We start from the raw sequence: 24,528 nt of genomic DNA, 5'->3' as shown, positions 1-24,528 counted from the left end.
GCTAGGGCGCCAGTAGGCCCGGGGCTTCAGGAAGCCTTAGCGGGCCGTTCCCGCGCTATTTTGCGCTTTGCCCTCGACGGCGGGAAAAGAACCGGCGGGGGAAGGTGGCTGGCCGCGATGAACCTCGATCATTGGCATGGGCGCGCTGACGGGGCCGCTGGCGGCATGGCGGATCAACAGGCGCGCTGTTTCCGAACGGTCGGAGGCGGGGGCAAAGAGATAGCCTTGCCCAAACGGACAGCCCATCTCGCTTAATCTTGCGGCCTGCTGGGCATGTTCGATCCCCTCGGCGGTGACGGTCGCGCCCCGTTTGTCGGCAATGGCCAGCAAGGCGGCGATGATCGTGCTGCTCAGATCGTCGACGGTCAGCCGGTCGATGAAGGATTTGTCGATCTTGAGACTGTCAAAGGGGAAATCGAGCAAATGGGTGAGCGAGGCATAGCCGGTGCCGAAATCGTCCAGCGCGATGCGGATGCCCTGTTCGCGCAGCGCGTCGATGGCGGTGGCCATATGGCGGTCGTGGCGGTCGAAATAGACGCTTTCATTGACCTCGAGCACCAGTTGCCCGATCAGATCGCGATCCCCGGCAAAGGCCTGCGTGATGACGGGTAAAAGCCGTGCTCCGCGCAGATCGGTTGCCGTGACATTGACCGCCATGGAAATGGGCGGAATGCCGCTGTCACGCCACAGGCGCAGGTCGGCCGCCACCATTTCCAGCATCACGCGGGTCAATTGGCTGGCGATGCCCGGGGCAAGGGTGGCTTCGGCAAAGGCGCTGGCGGGAATGATCGCGCCTTCGGGCGTGACCATCCGGCAAAGGGCCTCCAGCCCGACGATGCGGCGGTCGCCCAGCCGCACAATGGGCTGATACCACGCGCGCAAGCGGCCTTCGGCCATCGCTGCCTGCACCGCCGAGATCGAGGAGAGACGGGCGGCCACCGGATCGCTCATTTCGGGCGAATAGCGGCGAAAACTGCCGCGATGGACCGATTTTGCATGATAGAGCGCATGATCGGCATTGCGCCTTGTGTCGTCCGCGCTGCGGTCCAGAGCGCTGAGCGCGGCAAAGCCGATCGTGGCCTCGGGCAGGATCGAGAAGGTGGCGAAATCGATTGTTCCGCCCAGATGCGTCAGCACATGGCGGGCAAAAGCCTCCAGAGCCTCAAGCCGCTCGGGCGCGACGATCAAAATGGCAAATTCATCGCCGCCAATGCGAAAGGCCCGGTCAGGCGTGGCCAGTTTGGCCAGTCGCCCCGCCGTTTCCTGCAGCAACCGGTCGCCCGCCTCATGGCCGAACGTGTCGTTGGTGGTCTTCAGATTGTCCAGATCAACCAGCATCAGCGCCCAGGACCCGGGCGTATCGCAATCGATATGTTCCAGCGTCTGTTCAAAACTGCGCCGATTGGGCAGGTTGGTCAGCGCATCCATATTGGCGCTGCGCTCGCGCTCGGTCACGCGCAGATGGCGTGCCATGGCCAGTTCGCAAAGATGGATGCAGATCTCGACCAATTGCCGTTCGCGCTCGGTCGGCCCCCGGCTTTGGTGGAAATAGAGCGCGAAAGTGGCCAGCACCAGGCCGGAAGGATCAAGAATGGGCGAGGACCAGCATGCCCGCAGTCCCAGCGGCAGCGCGGCATCGCGGAAATTGGCCCAGCGCGGATCGCCGGCAATATCGCGCACCTCGACCGGGGCGCGGATATAGGCGGCCGTTCCGCAGGAGCCGACATTGGGCCCGATGGCCACATTGTCGAGCGATGCGCTGTAGCCATCAGGCAGGCTGGGTGCGGCCAGCGGATGCAGCATACCGCCCCGGTCCACCATCAGCACCGAGCAGATGACTTCGGGAAAATTGGCCTCAAAGGCCCGGCATAAATGGTCCATCACCCGGTCGAGCGAGTCGCCGCGGGCAATGTGTTCCAGCGTCGTAACCCTGAGATCGATCACTCGGGCCCCCCTCGCAACGGTTCTTCATCATCGGCCTAGGGAACATATCGTCATTAGGATTAATCATTCCCTTCCCGCAGGCCATGGATTCGACGCAACAGGCGCCGCATTAAGACAATCTTAGCCAAAATGGGGTTTTAGCCAATAGGGCTAGCCGGGGACAAAACCCGGAAGATTTCCGGGCCGCAAGATGAAGGCAGGCATCCGAAGTCAGTCATTTGCATCAGGCGCCGGGTCTGCGCTTGCGCTTCGAGAGGGTGATCATGGTCAAGTTTAATATTCGCACCCTGATATTGGCCGGTTTTGCGGGGATTTTGACAACGATCCTGCTGGTCGGCCTCTATGCCCATTCGCGTCTGGCGATGACCGAGGAGCATGCCGTTACGCTGAACAATGATGCTGTGGCCGGGCTTTACCAAAGCGCTCTGCTCAAGGATGCGCTGGTGGCCGATTTCCTAAAGGCGCGCGAGGCTGTCGGCCAGAGCAAGGGCGCCAACCGCGCGGACGTTCCGCCGTCCTCGGTCGAACCAATGATTGCGGCCTATGAGCCGACGATCTTTACCGAAACCGACCGCGAGGCTTTCGCCCACTTCAAGCGCGACTATGCCGCCTATCGCAGCGCCGAGCAGGACGCTTATTCCGGCAAGGGTCAGGCCGATGTCCTGCTCTCGCGCTATAAGGTCGCCTATGACGATACCGGCGCATTGGCGCAGGGCAACCAGAAGCGCGCGGTGGAACGGATTGGCGAAATCGGCGGACAGATCGTGTCCTTGCAGAATTCGATGACGGTCGGCTTCCTGACCGCGCTGGCTGTGGCCCTGCTGGCCGGTTACCTGCTGCTTTCGGCGATCATTCCCCCGCTCAAGCGCCTGACCGGCCTGATGGACACGATGCGTCAGGGCGATTTCACCCAGCGTATGCCGATCATGCGCGACGATGAACTGGGCGATCTGAGCGACGGCTTCAACCGCATGGCTGATGAGGTGATGGAGCTGGTCGGACAGGTGCAGCGTTCGGGCATCCGCGTCAGCACCTCGATGACCGAAATCGCCGCCACATCGAAACAGCAGCAGGCCACCGCCGCCGAAGTCGCTGCCACCACCACCCAGATCGGCGCCACCTCGCGCGAGATTGCCGTCACGTCCAAGGAACTGGTGCGCACCATGACCGATGTGGCCGCCGTTTCCGAGGCCGCCGCCGCGCTGGCCTCGGGCGGGCGCAGCGGGCTGGCCGAGATGGAAGACACGATGGCGCAGGTGATGGAAGCGGCCAATTCGATCAATGCCAAGCTGGCGGTGCTGAACGAAAAAGCGGGTGATATCAATCAGGTGGTGACCACCATCACCAAGGTGGCCGATCAGACCAACCTGCTCTCTCTCAATGCCGCGATCGAGGCGGAAAAGGCGGGTGAATATGGGCGCGGCTTTGCCGTCGTCTCCTCGGAAATCCGCCGTCTGGCCGATCAGACGGCCGTTGCCACCTATGACATCGAACAGATGGTGAAGGATATCCAGTCGGCCGTTTCGGCCAGCGTAATGGGCATGGACAAATTCTCCGAGGAAGTGCGTCGGGGTCAGCACGATGTTCATGCGATCGGCGACAAATTCTCCGAAATCATCATGCAGGTTCAGGCTCTGGCCCCGCGTTTTGAAAGCGTGAACGAAGGGATGCAGACCCAGGCCACAGGCGCCGAACAGATCAGCGAGGCGCTGGTGCAACTTAGCGAAGCGACCCAGCAGACCGTGGAATCCCTGCGCCAGTCGACCTCGGCCATCGAAGAACTCAATCATGTCTCGACCAATTTGCACGGTAGCATCGCCCGTTTCAAGCTGACGGCGGCATGACGAGGGGCACGTAACGACAGGATTTGCCGCTCATGCTTTTTCTTCATTTCCGCATTGGTGAGGGCAGTTATGCGCTGGCGGCCGAGCGGATTGTCGAGATCGTGCCGCTGGCGCCCCTGCGCACAATCCGTCAGGGGCCGGACACGGCCGACCTGCCCACGGATCAGAGTTTTGAATATCGTGGGCAATTTGTGCCGGTGATCGACCTGTGCCTGCTCGATCTTGGCCGTCCGGCGCGGCGGCGGTTGTCCACGCGGATCATCATCGTGCGCCATCCGGGGGTGCCTGATGCGCTGCTGGGCATGATTGCGGAAAATGCCACCGCTATGCTGCGGCTGGAACCGGAGGATTTCGCGCCCTTTGCCAAAGGGCCTGACGGGCTGATCCAGCGGGTCGATCTGCCCGATCTGTTGCCGCCGGCGATGCTGGATGGAACCTTGCGCATTGAGGCCCATCCATGACCGACACCCGCTTTGCCGATCTGCTCGAACGGGTGATGGGTCTGAGTGCGGCCTCCATCGGGCCGGGCGCGATTGAGCGCGCGGTCGATGCGCGCCGCCGCGAAACAGGCCTGCGCGACGGCGATGCCTATTGGGGGCTGTTGCAGGCCTCCTCCGCCGAGGTGCAGCAACTGGTCGAGGCGGTGGTCGTTCCTGAGACGTGGTTTTTCCGCAATCCTCAGGCTTTTCGCGCGATGGAGCGCGATGTTCTTGGCCCCCGCCTGCGCGCCGATCCCCAGCGCTGCGCGCGCCTGCTCAGCCTGCCCTGCTCGACCGGCGAGGAAGCCTATACGATGGCGATGGCGCTGATGGAGAGCGGGATCGAGCCGCACCGTTTCAGCATTGAAGCGGTCGATATCAGCCAACATGCCATCGATACGGCGCGCGCCGGATGCTATGGCCGCAATTCCTTCCGCGGCCACGAACTCGCCTTCCGCGACCGCTATTTCGATGCGGCCCCCCATGGCTGGACCCTGCGCGAGGAGGTCCGCGCCCCGGTCCGCTTCAGCCAGGGCAATATCTTTGCCCCCGGCTTTATGGCGCAGGCGGGCGGATTTGATGTTATCTTCTGTCGCAACATGCTGATTTATTTTGATATCCCTCGCCAAAAGCAGGCGATTGCCGTGCTCCGCCGGTTGCTTGCCCCCGATGGCACCCTGTTTGTCGGCCATTCCGAGGCGGGGTTGATGCGCGCGGAGGGTTTTGTATCGGCGGGCATGGCGATGTCCTTTGCCTTTCGCCGAGCGCCTGAGGTTGAGCCCGTCTGCGCGCCCATCGCGGCGACCGTGGCGACGCCCACGCGAGCGTCATTGCGTCCCGCTGCGACCAAACGGCCGGTGCCTTTGCACGTGATCGAAAAGGTCCGCGCCCCGCGCCCCGAACTCACGCGGAGCCAAAGCACACATCGCCCCGCCGAAACGCTCGATCTGGCCGCGCTGCGCCGGATGGCCGACGATGGCCGGGTTGAGGAAGCCGAGCGCGGCGCGCAGGCCCATATCCGCGCGAATGGTGCCTCGCCCGATGCCTTGCTGCTGCTGGGCCTGATCAGCGATGCGGCGGGACAGGGCAAGGCGGCGGCCCATTACTACCGCAAGGTGCTCTATCTCGATCCGGGCAATGTCGAGGCGCTGGGCCATCTTGCGCTCCTGCTGCGCCGCGAGGGCGACCATGCCGGGGCCAGATTGATCGATGAGCGCATGCGCCGTCAGGATGGACGGAGGAACTGATGGAGCAGCCTTCTTCCGCCGCCCGGCCCGATATTGACGCCTGCTGGAAAAAGATAGGGATTCAGGGGGATAAGTCCTGCCCCGAATTGCCGCGCCATTCCCATTGCCGGAACTGCCCCCGCTTTTCGCAGGCGGCGGCGATGCTGCTCGACCGCGATCTGCCGGTGGATCACGATGCCTCGCCGGTGGCAAAGGCGGATGAGGAAGCCCGCCATGGCGCCGGGGAATCCCTGATGGTTTTTCGGCTGGGCGCGGAATCGTTCGCCCTGCCCACGCTGGTGCTGGACGAGATCCTGCGCCTGCGCCCTGTCCATACGCTGCCGCATCGAGGGCATCCGGGCCTGCTGGGGCTGGTCAATGTGCGCGGCGAACTGGTGATCTGCGTTTCCATTGCGCAGTTGCTGATCGGGCCGATGGCTGTGGGCGGCCATGGGCGGCTGGTGGTGGTGCGCCATGAGGGTCGCCGTCTGGCCTTTCCCGTTGATGAGGTGCAGCATCTGCGCAACCATGACACGCGCCGGTTGCGCCCCGTGCCGATCACGCTGGCCCGCTCCGCCTCGGCCTATACGCGCGGCCTGCTGGGTTGGCAGGGGATGCAGGTGGGGCGGCTGGATGAGGATCTGGTCTTTGCCGCGATGGAGCGCTTTCTGGCATGAAGCATGTGGATCCTTCATCGCTCTCGCTGCGCGATCTGTTCCGGATCGAGGCCGAGGAGCAGACCAAGGCCCTGACCGACGCCCTGCTGGCGCTGGAAAAGGACCCGGCTCAGGGCGATATGCTGGAATGCTGCATGCGCGCGGCCCATTCGCTGAAGGGCGCGGCGCGGATTGTGGGTGTTCATCCGGCGGTGACGGTGGCCCATGCGATGGAGGATATTTTCGTTCTGGCGCAGGGGGGGCAACTGCGTCTGGCTCCGGCCCAGATCGACCTGCTGCTCAGCGGCGTGGACCTGCTCTCGGCGCTGGCCGGGCAGGGGGAGGGCGAGAATTTCGACGAGGATATCTGGCAGGCCGATGCAGAGCGCTTTGCCGCCGCGCTGACTGCGGCGCCCGTGGCGAGCGAGCCGGAACCTGCGCCGCCGGTGATGGTGGCCGCCGTGCCTGAAATTCCGTCCGAAATACAGCCTGCGCCCGCGCCTGAAAGGCTCCTGCCCGAAAAGCTGGGTGAGGGGGACCGTGCCCTGCGTGTCAGCGCGGAAAATCTCAACCGCCTGCTCGACATGGCCGGGGAATCGCTGGTCGAAACCCGGCGTCTGGCCCCGCTCGAACAATCGCTTTTGCGGCTCAAGCGGATGCATCATCAGGCGGCGGCGGCCATCGACGCCTTGCAGGCGGCGCTGCCTGCCGATTTGCTGGATGAGCGGGCAACTTCGGCGCTGGAAGAAGCGCGGCGGCGGCTGTTTGATTGTCGGCGGCAACTGGCGGGCGGGCTGGACGAACTCGAAGCCTCGAACCACCGCACGACCAATCTGGCCCATCGTCTGTATAATCAGGCGCTTATGGTGCGGATGCGGCCCTTTGCCGATGGCATGGCCGCTTTTCCCCGCATGGTGCGCGACATCGCGCGCGAATTGGGCAAACAGGTCCGCTTCGAAATCCTGGGCGAACGCACCCAGGTTGACCGTGATATTCTGGAAAAGCTGGACGCGCCGCTGGGCCATTTGCTGCGCAATGCGCTGGACCATGGCATGGAAAGCCCCGAGGAGCGCCGCGCGGCGGGCAAGCCCGCCGAAGGGTTCATTCGCGTCGAGGCCAGCCATCAGGCGGGCGCCTTGCAGATCATCGTTTCCGACGATGGGCGGGGCATCGACCTGTCCGCCATCCGCCGCACGATCATCGCGCGCGGATTGGCCGCCCCCGATACGGCGGCGCGGCTGAGCGAAGCCGAATTGCTCGAATTCCTCTTCCTGCCCGGCTTTACGATGAAAAGCGACGTTACCGAGATTTCGGGGCGCGGCGTGGGGCTGGACATCGTGCAGGACATGATCCGCCAGGTGCGCGGGCGGGTGCGGATCATATCGCGCCATGGCGAGGGCACGCGGTTCCGGCTTGAATTGCCGCTGACGCTCTCGGTGGTGCGCGCCTTGCTGGTCGATATCGGCGGCGAGCCTTATGCCTTTCCCTTTGCCCATATTGCGGGCGCGATGAAAGTGCCCGCCGATCAGGTCCGCACGGTCGAGGGGCGCCAGCATATCCTGATCGAGGGCAATGCGGTGGGGCTGGTGGGCGCGCATCAGGTGCTGGGCTGCGTCCCGCCCGAGGGCGCGCCCGAGGAGCTTTGCGTGGTCCTGCTGGGGGCGGGCGACCATATGTTCGCGCTGGTGGTCGACGGCTTTACCGGCGGGCGCGAGCTGGTGGTGCAGCCGCTTGACCCGCGTCTGGGCAAGATCAAGGATATCAGTGCCGCCTCGCTGACCGAGGATGGCGCGCCGCTGCTGATTGTCGATGTCGAGGATATGCTGCGCTCGCTGGAAAAGCTGGCGGCGACGGACCGTCTGGCACCGGTCGGGCGCGAAATCGGGGTTGAGACCGGGGCGAGGCGCAAGCGGGTGCTGGTGGTGGACGATTCCTTCACCGTGCGCGAATTACAGCGTAAATTGCTCGATCATCACGGTTATGATGTCGAAGTCGCGGTTGACGGCATGGATGGCTGGAACGCGCTGCGCCATGGCGGCTTCGATCTGGTGGTCAGCGATATTGACATGCCGCGCATGGATGGGATCGAACTGGTGCGCCGCATCCGCCATGATCCCGCGCTCAAGGCCATGCCGGTGATGATCCTGTCCTATAAGGACCGCGAGGAGGACCGCCGGCGCGGGCTGGAAGTGGGGGCAGATTATTACCTCACCAAAGGTAGTTTCCAGAATGACGCCCTGATTGATGCCGTGATAGACCTGATCGGGGAGAGCGCGGCATGAGAATTGGTATCGTCAATGACTTGCCGCTGGCGGTCGAGGCATTGCGCCGGGTTTTGGCGCAGGCGCCCCAGCATCAGGTGGCATGGACCGCCGCCGATGGCGTAGAGGCGGTGGAGATGGCGCTGCGCGATCGGCCCGACATTATCCTGATGGATCTGGTGATGCCGCGCATGAACGGGGTGGAGGCCACACGCCGCATCATGGCCGAGGCGCCCTGCGCCATTCTGGTGGCAACATCGGATATTGAAAGCAATGCCGCGCAGGTCTTTGCCGCGATGGGCAAGGGCGCGCTCGATGCGGTCGATACGCCCCTGCTGCATGGCGCGCCGACGGCGGGCAAACATCCGCTGCTGACCAAGATCGACGCGGTGGGCCGCTTGATCGAGGCGGGCAGCAGTGCGCCCGCGCCCAAAGGCATCGAACGCGGTGCCACCAGCCAGTTGATTGCCATTGGCGCCTCGGCGGGCGGCCCTGCGGCATTGGCGGCGATCCTCAAGGAACTGCCTGCCGGATTTCCCGCCGGGATCGTCATTGTCCAGCATGTCGATGCCCGTTTCGCCCAGGGGCTGGCGCAATGGCTGAACGATCAATCCGCGCTCTCGGTGCGTCTGGCGCAGGAGGGCGACCGGGTGCGCCCCGGCGAGGTGCTGGTGGCCGGAACAGACGATCATCTGGTGTTCAAGTCACCGGAAAGACTTGGTTATTCCAGCGAGCCTTCCGATCACACCTATCGCCCCTCCATCGATGTTTTCTTTCGCAGCGCGGGTCAGTTCTGGCCGGGCGCGCTCACCGGCCTGTTGCTCACCGGCATGGGGGCCGACGGGGCACGTGGATTGAAGGAATTGCGCGACAAAGGTCATTTAACCATTGCGCAGGATAAGGCTTCCAGCGCGGTGTATGGTATGCCAAAGGCCGCGCTCCAGCTTGACGCGGCGCGCGAAGTGCTCCCCCTCGAACAGATTGCGCGTCGGTTGACCGAGCTTCCCGGCCTGCGGCTTTCGACGAAAGGATTGTCAGAATGAACCCCCAGGTCTCGGTCGATCCCGATATCGACGAAACCGAACCGCCGTTGCCCAGCCAGTCGATCATGGTTTTGCTGGTCGATGACCAGATCATGGTGGGCGAGGCGGTGCGCCGCGCGCTGCTGGATGAGGTGGGGATCGAGTTTCACTATTGTTCGAACCCGCTCGATGCTCTGGCGATTGCCCGCGCGGTTCAGCCCACGGTGATCCTGCAGGATCTGGTGATGCCCTCGGTCAACGGGCTGGATCTGGTGCGCCAGTATCGCGCCGATCCGCATACGCGCAACACCCCGATCATCGTGTTGTCCACCAAGGAAGAAGCCAGCGTCAAGAGTGATGCCTTTCGCGCGGGGGCCAATGACTATCTGGTCAAATTGCCCGACCGGATCGAGCTGATCGCGCGCATCCGCTATCATTCGGCGGCCTATCTCTCGCAGATTCAGCGCGATGAGGCCTATCGCGCGCTGCGCAAGAGCCAGCAGGAGCTGATGCAGGCCAATTTCGCGCTGCAAAGGTTAACCAATGTCGACGGGCTGACGGGGCTGAGCAACCGGCGCTATTTCGACGAATATTTCGAGACCGAATGGCGCCAGGCCGCGCGTGATCGCCAGCCTTTGTCGCTGCTCATCATCGACATCGACCATTTCAAGCAATTCAACGACACCTATGGCCATCTGGCCGGGGATGAAGTGCTGCGCAAGGTGGCGCAGGCGGTGCAGGCCGCGTTTCGGCGGCCCAAGGATCTCGTGGTCCGGCTGGGCGGCGAGGAATTTGTCGTCGTGCTGCCCGCCACGCCGCTGGGTCATCTGACCATGCTGGCCCAGCGCGCGGTGGAGGCGGTCGAGGCGCTCGATCTGGCCCATTCCTCCTCGCCGGTGTCGGGCCGGGTGACGATCAGCGTAGGCGGCGCAGGCTGCCAGCCCGACCGCGAGGACCGTCGCCTCGCCCTGATGGAGGCGGCGGACAAGGCGCTCTACGAGGCCAAACGCTCCGGCCGCAACCGGGCGGTGATTGATCGCGGCCAGAGCTAGGCGTTACTCTTAGGTCGCCATTTCTCTGCGGATCGCCTCGACCAATTCGCGCGCCGGCATGGCGCGGGCCAGCGGCGCGCCTTGCCCCGCCCATTGCGCGCCAAACCCATACTCGCCCTTCTGCCTGGCCGCCGCATTCAGCGCCTTGCCCGCATCATAGGCGATGGGGTAGGCGGCCGGACGCGCATTGCAATCCAGCGTTGAAAAGCGGTTGGCCAGACAACGCGCCGGGCGCCCCGAAATGGCCGAGGTAAAGCGCGTGTGATGGGCCGCATCGCTCATCAATGCGGCGCGATAGGCGGCATCCGCGCTGGATTCGGGGCAGGCGATGAAGGCTGTGCCCAATTGCGCCGCTGCCGCCCCCAGATCGAGCGCGGCGCGCACCCCCGCGCCATCCATGATGCCCCCCGCCGCGATCACCGGCAGGCGGGTTTGCCGCACCAGCAGCCGGGTGAGGGCAAAAGTGCCCAGCCCATCATCGGGCGCATCGGGATCGAACATGCCGCGATGGCCGCCCGCTTCGATCCCCTGCGCGATGATGACATCGATCCCGGCGCGTTCGATGATGGCCGCTTCGGCAGGATTGGTCGCGCTCGCCATCAGCAAACATCCCGCCCCGCGCAGCGCGCTCAGCACATCGGGCGCGGGCAGGCCGAAATGAAAGCTGACCACCGGGGGCCGCTCGGCCAGCAGCATGGCGAGCATATCGGGATCATCGGCAAAGCTGCGATAGATGATGCGCAAACGCTGCGGCACCGGCGCGCCAAATTTGGCAAACAGCGGGGCCAGCGTGTCGAGCCATTCCGCTTCACGCGCCGGATCGGGCTTGGGCGTCTCATGGACAAAGAGGTTGACGTTGAACGCCGCCCCGGTCTGCGCCCGCAAGACATGGATCATCGCGCGTGCGCCCGCTGCATCGGTGGCCCCCACGCCAATCGAGCCCAGCGCCCCGGCATTGCACACCGCCGCCGCCATGTCCGGCGTGGAAACGCCCGCCATGGGCGCCTGAACAAGCGGGATCGAAAGGCCAAGGCGGGTGAGCAGGTCCATGGGGCAGTTGAGGCCGTCAAATACACATAACAAATAAAATCATATTTCGATTAATCGACCGGCTTTAGTAATCCTCGTTAATGTAAATCATGGGTATGGGTTACCCGCCATCACACAAAATACAGGAATTTTCGGAGTTGATATCGCGTTTCCTCGATTTTCTAAACATGGTTATCTGCCTCTTGGCGGGATTATCGCCGTTGCGCTGACCTATCCTGCCTTTGCCGCCACCGATCATGCGATTGCCGACAAGCACGCGCAGATCGCGGATTTTACCTGACGCCTGGCGCGCGCGGCGCTGGCTGTGCGACAGGAACTGGGCCTGCGACGGAGGTGGCCGAGGAGCTGGCCTGCATCACGTTGGCATGGTGGGCGGGCCTGATGTGCTGCGCATGCCCTCGGCCAGCCCGGTGCAATCGCTGGGCCAGCATTTCCTGACGCGGTTTTTGCACGACGATGGTTGAGCATTGCCAATAAGCAGATTGAGAAATCTAAATATCTGATTTCATCAATGAAAATTCCAAATCCTTGTTAAACACGGCGGCGCCCGCCCGCTATCGCTGCCCTCGATAATCATTGGGGGTTCCTATGCGTACTATTTCATGGCTGCCGACTTTGCTGGCCGGCGCTTCTCTGGCCCTTCCGCTGGCCGCCCATGCCGAGGAGGCCGATGATGCTCCTGAGGGCGCGCCGATCATCGTGACCGGCACCCGCAGCGCCCCGCGCCGCACCGTGGCCGACAGCCCGGTTCCCATCGACGTGATCGGCCCGCAGGAATTGAAGGCCACCGGCCGCACGGGCCTGAAAGAAATTCTGGGCAATCTTATCCCCTCGCTGACCATGCCTGCGCTGGGTGGGGGCGGCACCTCGGCCAGCGTGCGCCCGATCTCGATCCGGGGCCTGTCGGGCGATTATCTGCTGGTGCTGGTCAACGGCAAACGCCGCCACACGACGTCACTGATCAACAATCTCTCGCGCGTGTCGGGCGGATCGACCCCGGTGGACATCGACCTCATCTCCACCGCAGGCGTGGGCCGGATCGAGGTTTTGCGCGATGGCGCGGCGGCGCAATATGGCTCGGACGCGATTTCGGGCGTGATCAACATCATCCTCGACGGAGGCAAACAGGGCGGCGAATTCACCCAGACCGCCGGGCAGCTTTATGAAAAGGGCGGCGCGCTGTTGCAGCAAACCCTTTCATGGGGCGCGGCTTTGGGCGATGGCGGCTTTGTCCACCTCTCCGCCGAGGGTAAATATCATGATGCGGCCAAAAGCTCGGCCCTGCCGGTTCCCACCATCTATCCGCTGGTCAATGGCGCGCCCGATCCGCGTGAGGCCAGCGCCAACCATCTGATCGCGGGCGGTTATGGCCGGTCGAACCGCGACAAGATCATCAACACCTCGCTCAACGCCGAACTGCCGCTGGGCGGAGTGACGGCCTATACGTTCTCGACCCTTTCCTATCGCGATATCAAGGATGCGCGCGGTTCGATCTTTCCCGCCGCCACCGGCTATGGCGGACAGGCCAACACGCTGGGCCTTTCCTCGCTGCCGCAGGTCTATCCTTCGGGTTTTCAGGCCTATCGCCGGATCTGGGAATGGGATTATCAGGCGACGCTGGGCCTGAAGGGCGAGTTGGCCGGATGGGCGGCGGATCTTTCGACCAGCTATGGCACCGACAATGTCCGGCTGGGCGCGGAAAACACGCTTAACCCCTCACTGGGGCCGAGCAGCAAGACCAGCTTCTTCATGGGCCGCCAGAAGCAGACGTTGTGGGTCAGCAATCTCGACCTCAGCCGCGATTTCGCCGTCGGTCTGGCCGCGCCGCTCTCGGTGGCTCTCGGTGTCGAACAACGCTGGGAAAGGTTTCAGAATCAGGCGGGCGAACCGGATTCCTATCGCGACGGCGGCTATATCATCCCGGCCGACAGCACGCCTTTCGGCACGCTTTATGGCGGCCGTTCGCCCTCGCCGGGGCTGGTGTCCTTTACCGGCACCTCGCCCGCCGATGCGCGCAGTATCAGCCGGGGCAATGTCGCGGCCTATGTCGATCTGTCCACCAATGTGGTCAAGGCGTGGTATGTCGGCGTTGCGGGCCGATTTGAACATTACACCGACAGCGCGGGCGATACGGTTTCGGGCAAATTCTCCACCCGCTATGAAATCGCGCCCGGATTGGCCCTGCGCGGCGGGGTGAATTCCGGCTTCCGCGCGCCATCGCTGGCCCAGACCGCCTTTTCGACCACGCAGAACACGGTGACGGTCAATGGCAATGACCGCCTGTCCACCACCTCGAAATTCCTGCCGGTGGACAGTGCGGCGGCAATTGCCCTTGGCGCAACGCCTCTGCGGCCGGAAAAGTCGCTGAACTTCACCGCGGGCCTGACTTTTGAACGGGGCGGGGCGCGACTGACTGTCGATGCTTATCAGATCGATGTCGACAATCGCATTGTCAAAACCGAATTCCTCGGCACGGCGGCCAATGGCGGCAGCGCGATCAAGGCGATCCTGGTCGCCAATGGCATCACCGGGGTGGACAGCGCGCAATTCTTCACCAATGCCATCGACACGCGCACGCGCGGCGTCGATGTGGTGGGCGAATATAATTGGCGCACCGCGGCCATCGGCAATTTCCGCCTGAGCGCAGCCTACAGCTATAATGAAACGCAGATCCGCCGCATCGCCGCCAATCCTGTCGCGCTCTCGGGCCTGTCGGTCACGCTGTTCGGGCGTCAGGCCCAGCGCGATCTGATGGTGGCCACGCCGCGCAGCAAGGTGGTGCTGACCGGCGACTGGAGCTGGGGTCGCCTGCATAGTCTGCTGCGCGCGACGCGTTATGGCCAATATACCGAAAGCAGCAATGTCGCCTCGGGCGACCGCACTTTCGGCGCCAAGGTCATCACCGATCTGGAGGCGGGTTATGACCTCTCGCGCCGCGTCTCGCTGGCGGTGGGCGCCAACAATCTCTTCGATGTTTACCCGGACAAGAACGGCATCGTCGCCTCGGATGGTTCGGGCCTTTACGGCAATTTCGCCCCCTTCGGCCTGAGCGGCGGTTTTTATTACGCGCGCCTCGGCGTCAAATTCTAAAAGGATCCGGCATGTCCCTTCTCGTCGATTTCGCCGCATGGCTGGGCACGACCTCGCTCTCGGCGCTGGTCATCGGCCATGACTGGCTGGTTCCGGCCATTCAGGTGGTGCATATTCTGGCCGTGGCGGGGGTGCTGATCGCCTCGCTGCATATCCATCTGCGCGCGCTGAACCTGCTGGAGCGCGATGTGGCGCAGGAGCAGGTGACGGCGCGTTTCCTGCCGATTCTGTGGGGAGCGCTGGGCGTGCTGGCGTTTACCGGTCTGCTGTTGATTGCCAGCGAGCCGACCCGCGCGATGTTCCGCACCATCTTCTGGGTCAAGCTGGCGCTGGCCACGGCGGCCTCGATTGGCACATGGGCGCAGGGGCCGCTGGCGCTGCGGTTCAACACGGGCGGCGTGGCGGTTTCTCCTGCGCAAAGAGTGCTGGCGGTGGCCACGCTTCTGGTCTGGCTGGGCGTGATCTATGCGGGGCGCTGGATCGCCTATGCCGATGCCTGGGCGGGGGCGCCTGCCTGATTTGGCGCCTGAGCCATCTGTTTTTGAAAGGTTATCCCAATGTCTCTTCAATCTGTGGCCCTGTGGCTTTCGGAAACCCCGCTGGCGCTGGAACTGGCGGATTCAAACTGGTTGTTCGGCACGGTCGAGGCGCTGCATGTCGCGGCGCTGACGCTGGTGATCGGCTCGATCGCGCTGGTCGATCTGCGGCTGATCGGGGTTGGCCCGGCGCGCGGGACGGCGCAGGAGGTGCTTGAACGGCTGGTGCCTTTCACGCTGGTCGGCTTTGCCTTGGCGCTGGCCAGCGGCAGCGTGCTGCTTTTCGCCAATCCGATTGGCTATTCGGAAAACTTCTGGTTCGCGGCCAAGTTCAGCCTGCTGGCGCTGGCCGGGATCAATGCGCTGGTGTTCCATCTGTTCGCCCAGAGCAAACTGGCCGAGCCGGGTTCGGTGATCCCGCGTATTTCGGGCGCGATCTCGCTTTCCCTGTGGCTGGGCATTGTGATTGCCGGGCGCTGGATCGGCTATACGCTGTGACGAAAAAAGGGGCGGATGCCGGTGCGGCATCCGCCCCAAGCGGGACGCTGCGCGGGAAAGAGAAGAACCGCGCCGCGTGAGGGATTACATATTCAGCCGCCCGGCTTCTCGATCTCGACCAGCCGCGCCTGCAAAACCTGCCCGGTCGACAAGATCGTCGCCTTGCGAAAACCCCCGCCCAGCGCGCCATCGCGCAGCGGGTTGACCTCGACATCCACCTTGTCGCCCACTTTGAGCGATTGGCGGCTCCAGCCCAGCCGGGTCAGATTGCCGGGACTGGTCAGCTCCACCGCCCAGACGCCATGCTTGATCGGCCCGTCCTGCACATCGACAAACAGCGAGACATGCGGGTTGACCCAGCGATAGGCGCTGATCGTGCCGCGCAGATTGACCACTTTGGTCTGGTCGAACATGGCAAAGCTGTGATGCGCCAGCGAAGGGGCCGATAGGGCCAGCGCGGCGGCCAGCGCGCCTGTGGACATGATCTTTTTCAACATCACCATTGCTCCTTATTTCGCGGGGGCCACCACATTGCCATCGGCCGATTGCGCCACCGGGCGCCATGCCGGGTTGCCCCATGGGTCGGTCGTTTCCTCAAAATCGCCCTGACGGCACACGCCCTCGACGATTTCATAGCTGCGCGCACGCTTGCGGGTGAACAGGCGCCGGGTCTGCCATGGCCGCGTCAAAACGGCGGGCGCGCTGATGGTCAGATCGACCGCCAGCGTGTCCGGCCCGATCAGGTGGAATTTCTGCTCGACATGCGCGCCCTCGCCAATCGCGATGCCCACCGCTTCGGAGACAGCCAGCCATGTCTGGGGCAGGATCGCGGTGGTGGAGACCGCCAGCGTATCCCCCTGCCAGACGCCGATATTATATCCGTGGAAACTGGGGTCGGGATCGGCCGGGGGTTTGCGCCCGTCGGTCCAGATCCGCACCAGCCGGTTGCCGTCGCTCTCGCCCAGAATGGTCACGCGGCCCGGCGTGGAGAGGATCTCGATGGAATTATGGGTGATGAGGTAAAAACTCGGTACGCCATGGGGCAGGCAATCGAGCAGCAGTCCGCGCGGGCGGCCCGCCTTTTCCTCGGCGTCCCAATGGTCGATCTGCTTTTGCACCTCGGGCTTCCACGGCGGCGGATTGGAGGCCACCTGCGCGAATTGATCCGAGATCACGGGGAACCATGATCCGCTCCAGTCCGGGCGATGGGCCAGCTCCAGCCAGTCCTTGGCCGTGGGGGCGGGCGTGATCGGATCATCGGCCAAAGCGGGGGCGGCCAGCGTCATCGCCAGCGCAAACAGCGATGCGCGGATCATTTGGGCGGCTGCTGCGATGCGCCGGGGATGTTGAGCGCTTCAAGCACCTGTCCCGTGGCGGCAATGGTCAGTTTTTTGAACTGGCCCGCGCGGCGGCCGTCGCGGATCGGGTTGATCGAAACGATCACCTTGTCCCCCGGCTTCACCACATTGCGGCTCCAGCCCATCTTGGCCAGATTGGCCGGGCTGGTGGGCAATTCCAGCGACCACAGTCCCGGAGCATAAGTGCCCACCTGCCCGGCCTGAACCCAGAGCACGGCATGGGGCGCGGTCCATTGGAATGACTGGATCGTGGCCTCGAATTGCAGCGGCTTGGCAGGGTCGAACATCGAGAAGCTGTGATGCGCGATCGCGGGGGCCAATCCGCCGCCCAGCGCAAGACAAAGCGCAACGATGCTGCCCAACAGGCGGCGAGAACTCATCATTTCTTCTCCTTGGCGGGCGCTGCGTTCAAGGCGGCCTGATCGGGCGGCAGGGTGGCCCCGCCTTCGTCCTTGGGCAGCGGGGCAAAGATGGCGAGGCCGTCCTTGTCGGTGCTTTCGATAAAATCGCCCTGGCGGCATGAGCTTTCGACCAGATCGAACTTGCGCTCGCGGTGGCGGGTCAGCAGGCGGGTGGCATGCCATGGCGCGGCCAGCACACGGGGCGCATCGACCATCAGATCGACCCGCGCCGTATCAGGCCCGGTCAGCGTGATGCGCTCGACCACATGCATGTCGCCATTGTTGGGTATGCCCACGCCTTGCCCGGTGGAAATGAACACTTGGCGCAGAAAACCCACCGTGTCGATCACCAGCGTCTGCCCCTCCCAATGGCCGATCGAATGGCCCGAAAAGGTCGGGTCCGGGTCGGCGGGATGGGGGCGGCCGTCGGTCCACACCCGGCGCAGGCGGTTGCCGTCCAATTCGCCCAGAATGGTGATGCGGCCCGGCGTTTGCAGAAATTCGACCGAATTGAGCGTCTGGGTCCAGCTTGAGGGCAGGCCCTCGGGTAGGCAATTGACCCAGATGTTCTGCGGCTTGCCCTCGGCGTCGAGCTGTTTGAGCCGGGCATAGATGGGGGCGATTTCGGGGCGCCATTGCGGCTCGGTGCTGTTGCCGGCTGCGTATTTGTCCAGCGGCCCCGGCGTCCACACGCCCGACAGATCGGGCTGGTCGGCAATGACGGCCAGGGATGCGCGGGTTGGGGCCGGGTTGACCGGTTCGGGCGGCGCGGCGGCGGTCAAGGTCGCGGACAGCAGCGAGGCTAGGAGGAGCATGGGCGGGTAAACTCTATCGGGATAATTGAGATTATGGGTTTAGCGATCCCGCGCCCAAGGTGAATTCAGATTTTCATCAAAGCTAATGAGGAAAACTTGGTGGACGTGCCGGGTCTGCGCCCTAGCCTTCGGGGCCAATCCCCAACCATCCGCCCAAGCCATGAAAGAATTTGCGATGAAGCACCATGCCCGATCCCTGCTTGCCTTTGTCGGCCTTGCTTCTCTGGCCGCCTGCGGCGTGGATCGGCCCAGCGGCGCGCTGGAGGCAGCCTCGGCCGATGCGATCTGGGATGATCCCGCCCTGCGCGCCGAGGCGGTCCGGCTGGCCCCGCCGCTGTTTGCCCGGCATTGCGCGTCCTGCCATGGCGCGGATCTGAAAGGGGCGCCCGGCGCGCATGTGCCCGATTTGACCGATGACCGCTGGCTGTTTGGCGGCGAGGACATTGACACGTTCAATATGAAGGCCAGCGATGTCGAGCAGACCATCCTGCACGGCATCCGCGCTCCCGATCCCAAAACGCGCAACTGGCCCACGATGCCCGCGCGCGGGGTGGGGCAAAGCCTTGAGCCTGACGAAATCGCCGCCGTCACCGAATATGTCCTGAAACTTTCCGGTCAGCCCTTTGATGCCAAACAGATTCCGCTGGGCAAGGAGACGTTCGAGGTTGAGGGCGGGTGCTATGATTGCCACACGCTGCAGGGCTGGGGCGATCCGGCGACCGGGGCGGCGGATCTGACGCGGCCGCGCACATGGCTGTTCGGTCGGGATCGCGCCTCGGTGGCGCAGACCGTGCGCGAGGGGAGGGTCAATTCCTCGCCCGCCTTTGCGGGCAGGATCAGCGCGACGGATGCCAAAATCCTGTCAGTCTATGTGCTGTCGCGGGCCAAAACGCTGCATTACAATTGAAAAAGGGGCGCGACATAGGATCGCGCCCTCTTTGCCATCAGGCTGCGTTGGCCGCCTGCGCTTCGGGCAGGCGTTCGAGGATCGCCTCGCCCTCGGGCCGGTCCAGCCAGTCGGGGCTGACGATCAGGCGGCGCACAGTGGCATCGCGGTTCAGGATCAGCACGGCGGGCTGGTCGATCTCATAGCTGTTGGTGCCAAGGGTCGCGCCGATCCAGTTGTCGCCCGGCTTCACCGCAGGTTGGTCATCGGGCAGGAAGGTGATGCCCAGCGCCCGGCCCAGCGCATAATCGGGATCGGCGGCCACCGGAAAAGTCAGGCCATGGCGGTTGATGATGCCGCGATCCACCGGATTTTGCGCGCTGACCGCGACCAGCGGAATGCCTGCGGCCTTGAGCGCAGGCCACAAAGTGCGGTTGTAGTGCGGCAGCGCCAGATTGCACGCCGGGCAGCCTGCAAAACGGAAGAACACCAGCACCGCCGGGCCATGGGCGATCAGTTCGTCGCGGCTCAGCCTGTTGCCGTCCTGATCGATCAGGGTGAAAGGTGCGATTGTATCGCCGGGCTGGGGATAGGCGGTAGGATCGAAACGTGCGGCCAGCGAGCGGCGCTGGTCCGCATTGCGCTCAAGCTGCTCGGACGTCCATGTGCGTTCGCGTTCGGCCTGAAGCTCGGCGTAGAGTTGGTGGAGGGTGGGGAGTTGGTGAAGGGTGGGGTGGGCCATGCTGATCTGCCTCTTTTTGCGGGTTCGAGGCGTTCAGCGATAATCCCGCCTCGGCCCCTGCGGACAGTGAGAAGCGGGGCGCGAGGGTTTAAGATTTGTCATAAGCGGTTAGAGCGCGACGACGATCTCGCGCGCCAATTGCGCCAGGCGCGCCGTGGCCGGGTCGAGGCTGCTCGCGGTTTGCAACACGCAGGAGACGCGGGGCAGGGGGGCCAGATGCTCGATCTGCAAGGGTTCTTCGCTGAGGAAGAGATGCGTGCGGCAGGTGATGCCAAGGCCCGCATCCACCGCCGCGCGCAAGGTGGTCAGATTGGGCGTTTCGACCGTGATGCGATAAGGCACGCCCGCATCCTCCAGCGTGCGGATCGCCGCCTCGCGAAAGCGGCAGGGCGGCTCGAGCACGGCGAGGGGCAGCACATTCTGGCGCAGCAGATCGGATTTACCGTACCATTCCATCGCGGCATAGGCGATGGCGTTGGGATCATTGGCGGCAGCAAAGCCCAGCACGATGTCAAGCTGGCGTCGCTCAAGCTGGGCCAGCAATTCGGCGGTGCCCGCGATGCGCGAATAGATCTGCGCATCGGGATGCAGTTCGGCAAATTGCGCCAGCAGGCCAGAGAGCAGCGTTTCGGCAAAATCCTGGACCATGCCGATGCGCGCAGGGCCGGAAAAATGGCCCGCCGTGATGGCCGAAACCGCCTCGTCATGCAGGATCAGCACCTTGCGCGCATAATCGAGCATCAGTTCGCCTGCCTGCGTCAGGGAAAGGCGGCGGCCTTCGCGGTGGAACAGGTTTTGTTGCAGCAATTCCTCCAGCCGCTTGATCTGGAGCGAGAGCGCGCTTTGCGTGACGAACACCTTTTCCGAGGCGTTGAGCATCGAGCCCGTGTCCACAATGGCAACGAAGCTGCGCAGCAGATTTGTGGGCAAATTGACGGGCATGGGTGTCCTCGGAAGATGGTGGGCGGGCGGACCGCCGGGGGGAATGCGGGTGTTATGCATGAGGGCTTATTGTCAATCAAAATAGTAGAGATAAGCCATGCAAAAGCAAATCTATTCGCGCCACAGATTTGATTTAAAATACTGAAAAACAATAATTAAATTTGATCAATCTGCGCTCGCCACGTCCCTTATGAGCTATGCTTATAGGTCGCGCCGATAACTCAATTGATCGAGTAGAGTTTTAGGGTTCTGGTGAAGCTCTTCCCGCCACGACGAGCTTTATCATGCCCCGATCCACCCAGTTTCACCGGCGCCTAGCCTCTTTGTTTTCAGGCCATTGGGTGTCGCCCGTGGTCTTTCTCATTCTGTGGGAGGGCGGCTCGCGCCTTGGCCTGATTCCCAAGAGCACGCTGGCCGCGCCCTCTGCCGTGATCGGCACTCTGGTCGAGATGCTGACCACCGGGGAATTGCCGGATAATCTTTGGGTCTCGTTCCTGCGCGTGGCGGCGGGGCTGGTGATCGGCCTGTCGATCGGCATTGGGCTGGCGCTGGCCGCCGGGCTGTCGCGTCAGGGCGAGGCCGCCATCGACCCCATCATGCAGATCAAGCGCACCATCCCGACGCTGGCGCTCACACCTTTGTTCATCGTGTGGTTCGGCATTGGCGAGACGCCCAAGGTGGCGCTGATCGCCTTTGCCTCGATCTTTCCGGTCTATCTCAACCTCTATTCGGGCATTCGCGGCGTCGATGTCCGCCTGATCGAGGGCGCGCGCAGCTTTGGTCTCAGCCGCGCCGAAGTGATCTGGCATGTGATCCTGCCCGGCGCCTTGCCCTCGCTGCTGGTGGGGCTGCGCTATTCGCTTTCGGTGTCGATTCTGGTGCTGGTTGTCGCCGAACAGATCAATGCCTCGGCGGGCCTTGGCTATCTGGTCAACAATGCCCGCGACTTCATGCGCACCGACATCATCGTGGTCTGTCTGCTGGTCTATGCAGCGCTGGGTCTTGGCGCGGATGGGCTGGTGCGGCTGATCGAACGCCGGGCTCTGGCTTGGCGCCCCAATCTTGCGGAGGCTTAAATCATGCTGGCCGAAACCAATTTTACCGCCGCTTTCCCGGTGTCTGAGCCTGTCGTCCGCCTGCGCGATTTTCATCGCAGCTTTGGCGCCAACACGGTCATCGACGGGTTGAACCTGTCGATCGCCCCGGGCGAATTCGTCGCCCTGCTGGGCCGGTCGGGCGGAGGCAAGACGACCTTGCTGCGCACGCTGGCCGGGCTGGACAGCGTGGGCGGACAGGATGTGCTGATCCCGAACAGCCGCGCCGTGGTGTTTCAGGATGCGCGCCTGCTGCCGTGGAAAAAGGTGTGGCGCAATGTCGCGCTGGGCCTGAAAGGGCCGGGGGTGCGCGAGCGCGCCGAGGCTGCTCTGAACGAGGTGGGCCTTGGGCACCGCATCGACGCCTGGCCCCTGACGCTTTCGGGCGGCGAGGCGCAGCGAGTCGCCCTGGCACGCGCGCTGGTGCGTGAGCCTAAACTCCTGCTTCTTGATGAGCCCTTTGCCGCGCTCGACGCGCTGACGCGGATCAAGATGCATGCGCTGGTGCTGGAATTGTGGCGGGTGCATCGCCCGGCGATCCTGATGGTCACGCATGACGTGGACGAGGCGGTCGCACTGGCTGACCGTATCCTCGTGCTGGACGCAGGCCGCATCGTGGCCGAGGAACATATCACCGTCCAGCGCGGCGAACGCGGCGATGTGGGCCGCGTGCTGCGCCAGCGCCTGCTGGGCCATCTGGGCTGCGAAATCACCTCCGAGCATGTCCTCTCGGCCGTCGATGTCGGCGCCAGCATCCTACCTTTCCCGCAAGGGGCATCGGCATGAGCGCGGCGGTTCTGGACCACCCGGTCAATACGTCAGCCAACATTGGTCGCTTGCGCGATTTCGTCACCGCACTGGCCGATCTGCTCGATCACACGTCGGATGAGGGCGAAATCCTCGACAGGGGCGGCGCACTGCTGAGCGATCTGGTGGCCTATGATGACTGGCTGCCTGATGCTTTCGCCGCGCCTTCGCCCGAGCGCTATCAGCAATATCTGCTCCATTGCGACAGTGCCGAGCGCTTTTCCGTCGTCTCCTTCGTCTGGGGGCCGGGACAGGGCACGCCGATCCACGATCACACGGTCTGGGGGCTTGTCGGTGTTTTGCGTGGGAAAGAGGAATCCCAAAATTTCCGCCGCCAGAGTGATGGCTCGCTGGCCCCGGAGGGGCCTCCGCATTCGTTAAATCCCGGCGAGGTGGAGGCCCTTAGCCCGGCCCATGGCGACATCCATCAGGTGCGCAATGTTCTGGCCGACGCGCCCTCGATTTCGATCCATGTTTACGGCGCCAATATCGGCGCGGTCCGCCGCTCGACCTTTGCGCAGGGTGGCGAGGCCAAATTGTTCATCTCGGGCTATGCCAATGCGCTGGTGCCCAATCTGTGGGACCGATCCAAATGAGTGTTACCGCCAAGGACATCCGCAAGGCCCTGATCACGCGTGAGGAAATCGCGCTGATCGACCTGCGCGAAGAGGCAGAGTTCGCGCTGGGCCACCCGCTGTTCGCTGCCCAAATCCCGCTGCGCCGGATCAATGCCGAGGCGCCATGGCGCATCCCGCGCAAGGACACGCGCATCGTCGTCTATGACAATGGCGAGGATCTGACCGAGGCCGCGCTGGTCCATCTGCGCGCGCTGGGCTTTACCCATGTTGAAAAGCTGGCGGGGGGCCTCTCGGGCTGGAAAAGCGCGGGCTATGAGCTGTTCGAGGATGTGAACAGCTACTCCAAGGCCTTTGGCGAACTGGTCGAGCACCGTCGCCACACGCCCTCGCTGCCCGCGCAGGATGTGCAGGCGCTGATCGAGGAAAAGGCCGATATTGCCATCCTCGACGCGCGCCGCTTCGATGAATATGCCACGATGAGCATTCCGGGCGGCATTTCCAGCCCCGGCGCCGAACTGGTGCTGCGTGCCCGCGCCGCCGCGCCCGATCCCGATACCACGATCATCGTCAATTGCGCGGGCCGCACGCGCAGCATCATCGGCGCGCAGTCGCTGGTGAATGCGGGCCTGCCCAACCGGATCTATGCTTTGCGCAATGGCACGATCGGCTGGACGCTGGCCGGGCAGGGGCTGGAAACGGGGCAACAGCGCCGCGCCGCCCTGCCCGATGCGCCGCTGGTGGAGGAAGTTCGCGAAAAGGCACGCGAGGTGGCCTATCGCGCGGGCGTCAAGCGGATCACGCCCGAGGAACTGGACCACTTGCGCGCCGATAACACCCGCACGCTTTACCAATATGACGTGCGCCTGCCCGAGGATTATGCCGCAGGCCATATCCCCGGCTTCCGCAATGCGCAGGGCGGGCAGTTGGTGCAGGAAACCGACCACTTCGCGCCCGTGCGCGGTGCGCGCATCGTGCTGGCCGACGACCTTGGCCCCCGCGCCGACATGACCGCCTCTTGGCTCGCCCAGTTGGGTTGGGAGGTCTACGTGCTGGAAGGCGGCGCAGAGCAGACCGAAACCGGCCCCGATGCCGCCCCCGCCCCGCGCGGGGCGGAGGGCCGCTACAAGCGGCCCTATGAAGGCACAGACAACGCACAGGCCGCCATGCAGGCCTATCTCGATTGGGAATACGGCCTTGTCGCCCAATTGGAGCGCGACGGCACCCACGGCTTTTTCGTCATTTGATTT

At 63.9% G+C, this 24,528-nt stretch carries 24 protein-coding genes; 16 read left to right on the top strand and 8 right to left on the bottom strand.

The window, feature by feature from the left end:
- Window positions 1-36 precede the first annotated feature (36 nt).
- Window positions 37-1,944, bottom strand: a complete 1,908-nt coding sequence (locus FHW92_RS00835; protein ID WP_168601335.1) for an EAL domain-containing protein — start codon at window positions 1,942-1,944, stop codon at window positions 37-39.
- Between the two features lie 263 nt (window positions 1,945-2,207).
- Between FHW92_RS00835 and FHW92_RS00830 the strand changes: the two genes are divergently transcribed.
- From FHW92_RS00830 to FHW92_RS00800, 7 genes are read left to right on the top strand one after another with little or no spacing between them, the layout of a single operon-like run.
- Window positions 2,208-3,788 carry a methyl-accepting chemotaxis protein gene (locus FHW92_RS00830; RefSeq protein ID WP_168601334.1) on the top strand — a complete coding sequence of 527 codons (1,581 nt, stop codon included), beginning with the start codon at window positions 2,208-2,210 and terminating at the stop codon, window positions 3,786-3,788.
- Between the two features lie 32 nt (window positions 3,789-3,820).
- Window positions 3,821-4,249 (top strand): chemotaxis protein CheW, encoded by a 429-nt coding sequence (locus tag FHW92_RS00825; protein ID WP_168601333.1) that lies wholly within the window; start codon window positions 3,821-3,823, stop codon window positions 4,247-4,249.
- Entirely contained in the window at window positions 4,246-5,514 is a 1,269-nt protein-coding gene (locus FHW92_RS00820) for a protein-glutamate O-methyltransferase CheR (RefSeq protein WP_168601332.1), read from the top strand. Before FHW92_RS00825 ends, FHW92_RS00820 begins: the two co-directional genes overlap by 4 nt.
- On the top strand, window positions 5,514-6,170 hold the full coding sequence (locus FHW92_RS00815; protein ID WP_168601331.1) for a chemotaxis protein CheW: 657 nt from the start codon (window positions 5,514-5,516) through the stop codon (window positions 6,168-6,170). The genes FHW92_RS00820 and FHW92_RS00815 overlap by 1 nt, the downstream gene beginning before the upstream one ends.
- Window positions 6,167-8,431 carry a hybrid sensor histidine kinase/response regulator gene (locus FHW92_RS00810; protein WP_168601330.1) on the top strand — a complete coding sequence of 755 codons (2,265 nt, stop codon included), beginning with the start codon at window positions 6,167-6,169 and terminating at the stop codon, window positions 8,429-8,431. The genes FHW92_RS00815 and FHW92_RS00810 overlap by 4 nt, the downstream gene beginning before the upstream one ends.
- A complete protein-coding gene (locus FHW92_RS00805; protein WP_168601329.1) occupies window positions 8,428-9,453 on the top strand; it encodes a chemotaxis response regulator protein-glutamate methylesterase in 1,026 nt (341 codons plus the stop codon). The genes FHW92_RS00810 and FHW92_RS00805 overlap by 4 nt, the downstream gene beginning before the upstream one ends.
- Window positions 9,450-10,484: a diguanylate cyclase gene (locus tag FHW92_RS00800; protein WP_168601328.1), complete on the top strand. Its 1,035-nt coding sequence runs from the start codon at window positions 9,450-9,452 to the stop codon at window positions 10,482-10,484. Before FHW92_RS00805 ends, FHW92_RS00800 begins: the two co-directional genes overlap by 4 nt.
- A 9-nt stretch (window positions 10,485-10,493) precedes the next feature.
- On the opposite strand, the gene FHW92_RS00795 is transcribed toward FHW92_RS00800, so the two are convergent.
- A complete protein-coding gene (locus FHW92_RS00795; RefSeq protein WP_168601327.1) occupies window positions 10,494-11,534 on the bottom strand; it encodes a nitronate monooxygenase in 1,041 nt (346 codons plus the stop codon).
- A gap of 236 nt (window positions 11,535-11,770) precedes the next feature.
- Here FHW92_RS00795 and FHW92_RS00790 point away from each other — a divergent pair, with 236 nt between their 5' ends.
- From FHW92_RS00790 to FHW92_RS00775, 4 genes are all read left to right on the top strand, one after another.
- On the top strand, window positions 11,771-11,998 hold the full coding sequence (locus tag FHW92_RS00790) for a hypothetical protein (protein ID WP_168601326.1): 228 nt from the start codon (window positions 11,771-11,773) through the stop codon (window positions 11,996-11,998).
- A gap of 124 nt (window positions 11,999-12,122) precedes the next feature.
- The gene (locus tag FHW92_RS00785; RefSeq protein ID WP_168601325.1) at window positions 12,123-14,624 is read left to right on the top strand and encodes a TonB-dependent receptor; all 2,502 of its coding nucleotides are present in this window, start codon (window positions 12,123-12,125) and stop codon (window positions 14,622-14,624) included.
- Between the two features lie 11 nt (window positions 14,625-14,635).
- Entirely contained in the window at window positions 14,636-15,142 is a 507-nt protein-coding gene (locus tag FHW92_RS00780; RefSeq protein ID WP_168601324.1) for a DUF6644 family protein, read from the top strand.
- A 39-nt stretch (window positions 15,143-15,181) separates the two neighbouring features.
- Window positions 15,182-15,658: a hypothetical protein gene (locus FHW92_RS00775; RefSeq protein ID WP_168601323.1), complete on the top strand. Its 477-nt coding sequence runs from the start codon at window positions 15,182-15,184 to the stop codon at window positions 15,656-15,658.
- 92 nt (window positions 15,659-15,750) lie between these two features.
- Here FHW92_RS00775 and FHW92_RS00770 read toward each other — a convergent pair whose 3' ends face one another.
- From FHW92_RS00770 to FHW92_RS00755, 4 genes are read right to left on the bottom strand one after another with little or no spacing between them, the layout of a single operon-like run.
- Complete coding sequence (locus tag FHW92_RS00770; protein WP_168601322.1) at window positions 15,751-16,155, bottom strand: DUF6152 family protein; 405 nt, start codon at window positions 16,153-16,155, stop codon at window positions 15,751-15,753.
- Window positions 16,156-16,167: 12 nt separating this feature from the next.
- Complete coding sequence (locus FHW92_RS00765; RefSeq protein WP_168601321.1) at window positions 16,168-16,974, bottom strand: hypothetical protein; 807 nt, start codon at window positions 16,972-16,974, stop codon at window positions 16,168-16,170.
- Complete coding sequence (locus FHW92_RS00760; protein WP_210428320.1) at window positions 16,971-17,399, bottom strand: DUF6152 family protein; 429 nt, start codon at window positions 17,397-17,399, stop codon at window positions 16,971-16,973. The genes FHW92_RS00765 and FHW92_RS00760 overlap by 4 nt, the downstream gene beginning before the upstream one ends.
- On the bottom strand, window positions 17,396-18,232 hold the full coding sequence (locus FHW92_RS00755) for a hypothetical protein (protein WP_168601319.1): 837 nt from the start codon (window positions 18,230-18,232) through the stop codon (window positions 17,396-17,398). Before FHW92_RS00755 ends, FHW92_RS00760 begins: the two co-directional genes overlap by 4 nt.
- 175 nt (window positions 18,233-18,407) lie before the next feature.
- Between FHW92_RS00755 and FHW92_RS00750 the strand changes: the two genes are divergently transcribed.
- Window positions 18,408-19,139: a c-type cytochrome gene (locus FHW92_RS00750; protein ID WP_168601318.1), complete on the top strand. Its 732-nt coding sequence runs from the start codon at window positions 18,408-18,410 to the stop codon at window positions 19,137-19,139.
- 37 nt (window positions 19,140-19,176) lie between these two features.
- Here the strand turns inward: FHW92_RS00750 and FHW92_RS00745 are convergent, their stop codons facing one another.
- Window positions 19,177-19,860: a peroxiredoxin-like family protein gene (locus FHW92_RS00745; RefSeq protein WP_168601317.1), complete on the bottom strand. Its 684-nt coding sequence runs from the start codon at window positions 19,858-19,860 to the stop codon at window positions 19,177-19,179.
- Window positions 19,861-19,968: 108 nt separating this feature from the next.
- Complete coding sequence (locus FHW92_RS00740) at window positions 19,969-20,802, bottom strand: LysR substrate-binding domain-containing protein (protein ID WP_168601316.1); 834 nt, start codon at window positions 20,800-20,802, stop codon at window positions 19,969-19,971.
- A gap of 284 nt (window positions 20,803-21,086) precedes the next feature.
- Between FHW92_RS00740 and FHW92_RS00735 the strand changes: the two genes are divergently transcribed.
- The 4 genes from FHW92_RS00735 to FHW92_RS00720 are packed head-to-tail and all read left to right on the top strand — an operon-like array spanning window position 21,087 to window position 24,525.
- Window positions 21,087-21,878: an ABC transporter permease gene (locus FHW92_RS00735; protein WP_168601315.1), complete on the top strand. Its 792-nt coding sequence runs from the start codon at window positions 21,087-21,089 to the stop codon at window positions 21,876-21,878.
- A gap of 3 nt (window positions 21,879-21,881) precedes the next feature.
- Entirely contained in the window at window positions 21,882-22,682 is an 801-nt protein-coding gene (locus FHW92_RS00730; RefSeq protein ID WP_168601314.1) for an ABC transporter ATP-binding protein, read from the top strand.
- A complete protein-coding gene (locus FHW92_RS00725) occupies window positions 22,679-23,299 on the top strand; it encodes a cysteine dioxygenase (RefSeq protein WP_168601313.1) in 621 nt (206 codons plus the stop codon). Before FHW92_RS00730 ends, FHW92_RS00725 begins: the two co-directional genes overlap by 4 nt.
- Entirely contained in the window at window positions 23,296-24,525 is a 1,230-nt protein-coding gene (locus FHW92_RS00720) for a rhodanese-like domain-containing protein (protein WP_168601312.1), read from the top strand. The genes FHW92_RS00725 and FHW92_RS00720 overlap by 4 nt, the downstream gene beginning before the upstream one ends.
- Window positions 24,526-24,528 lie beyond the last annotated feature (3 nt).

Origin of the sequence: Novosphingobium sp. SG707, assembly GCF_012275515.1 — a bacterium.
GTDB lineage: Bacteria > Pseudomonadota > Alphaproteobacteria > Sphingomonadales > Sphingomonadaceae > Novosphingobium.
This window is presented reverse-complemented; position numbering and strand designations above follow the sequence as displayed.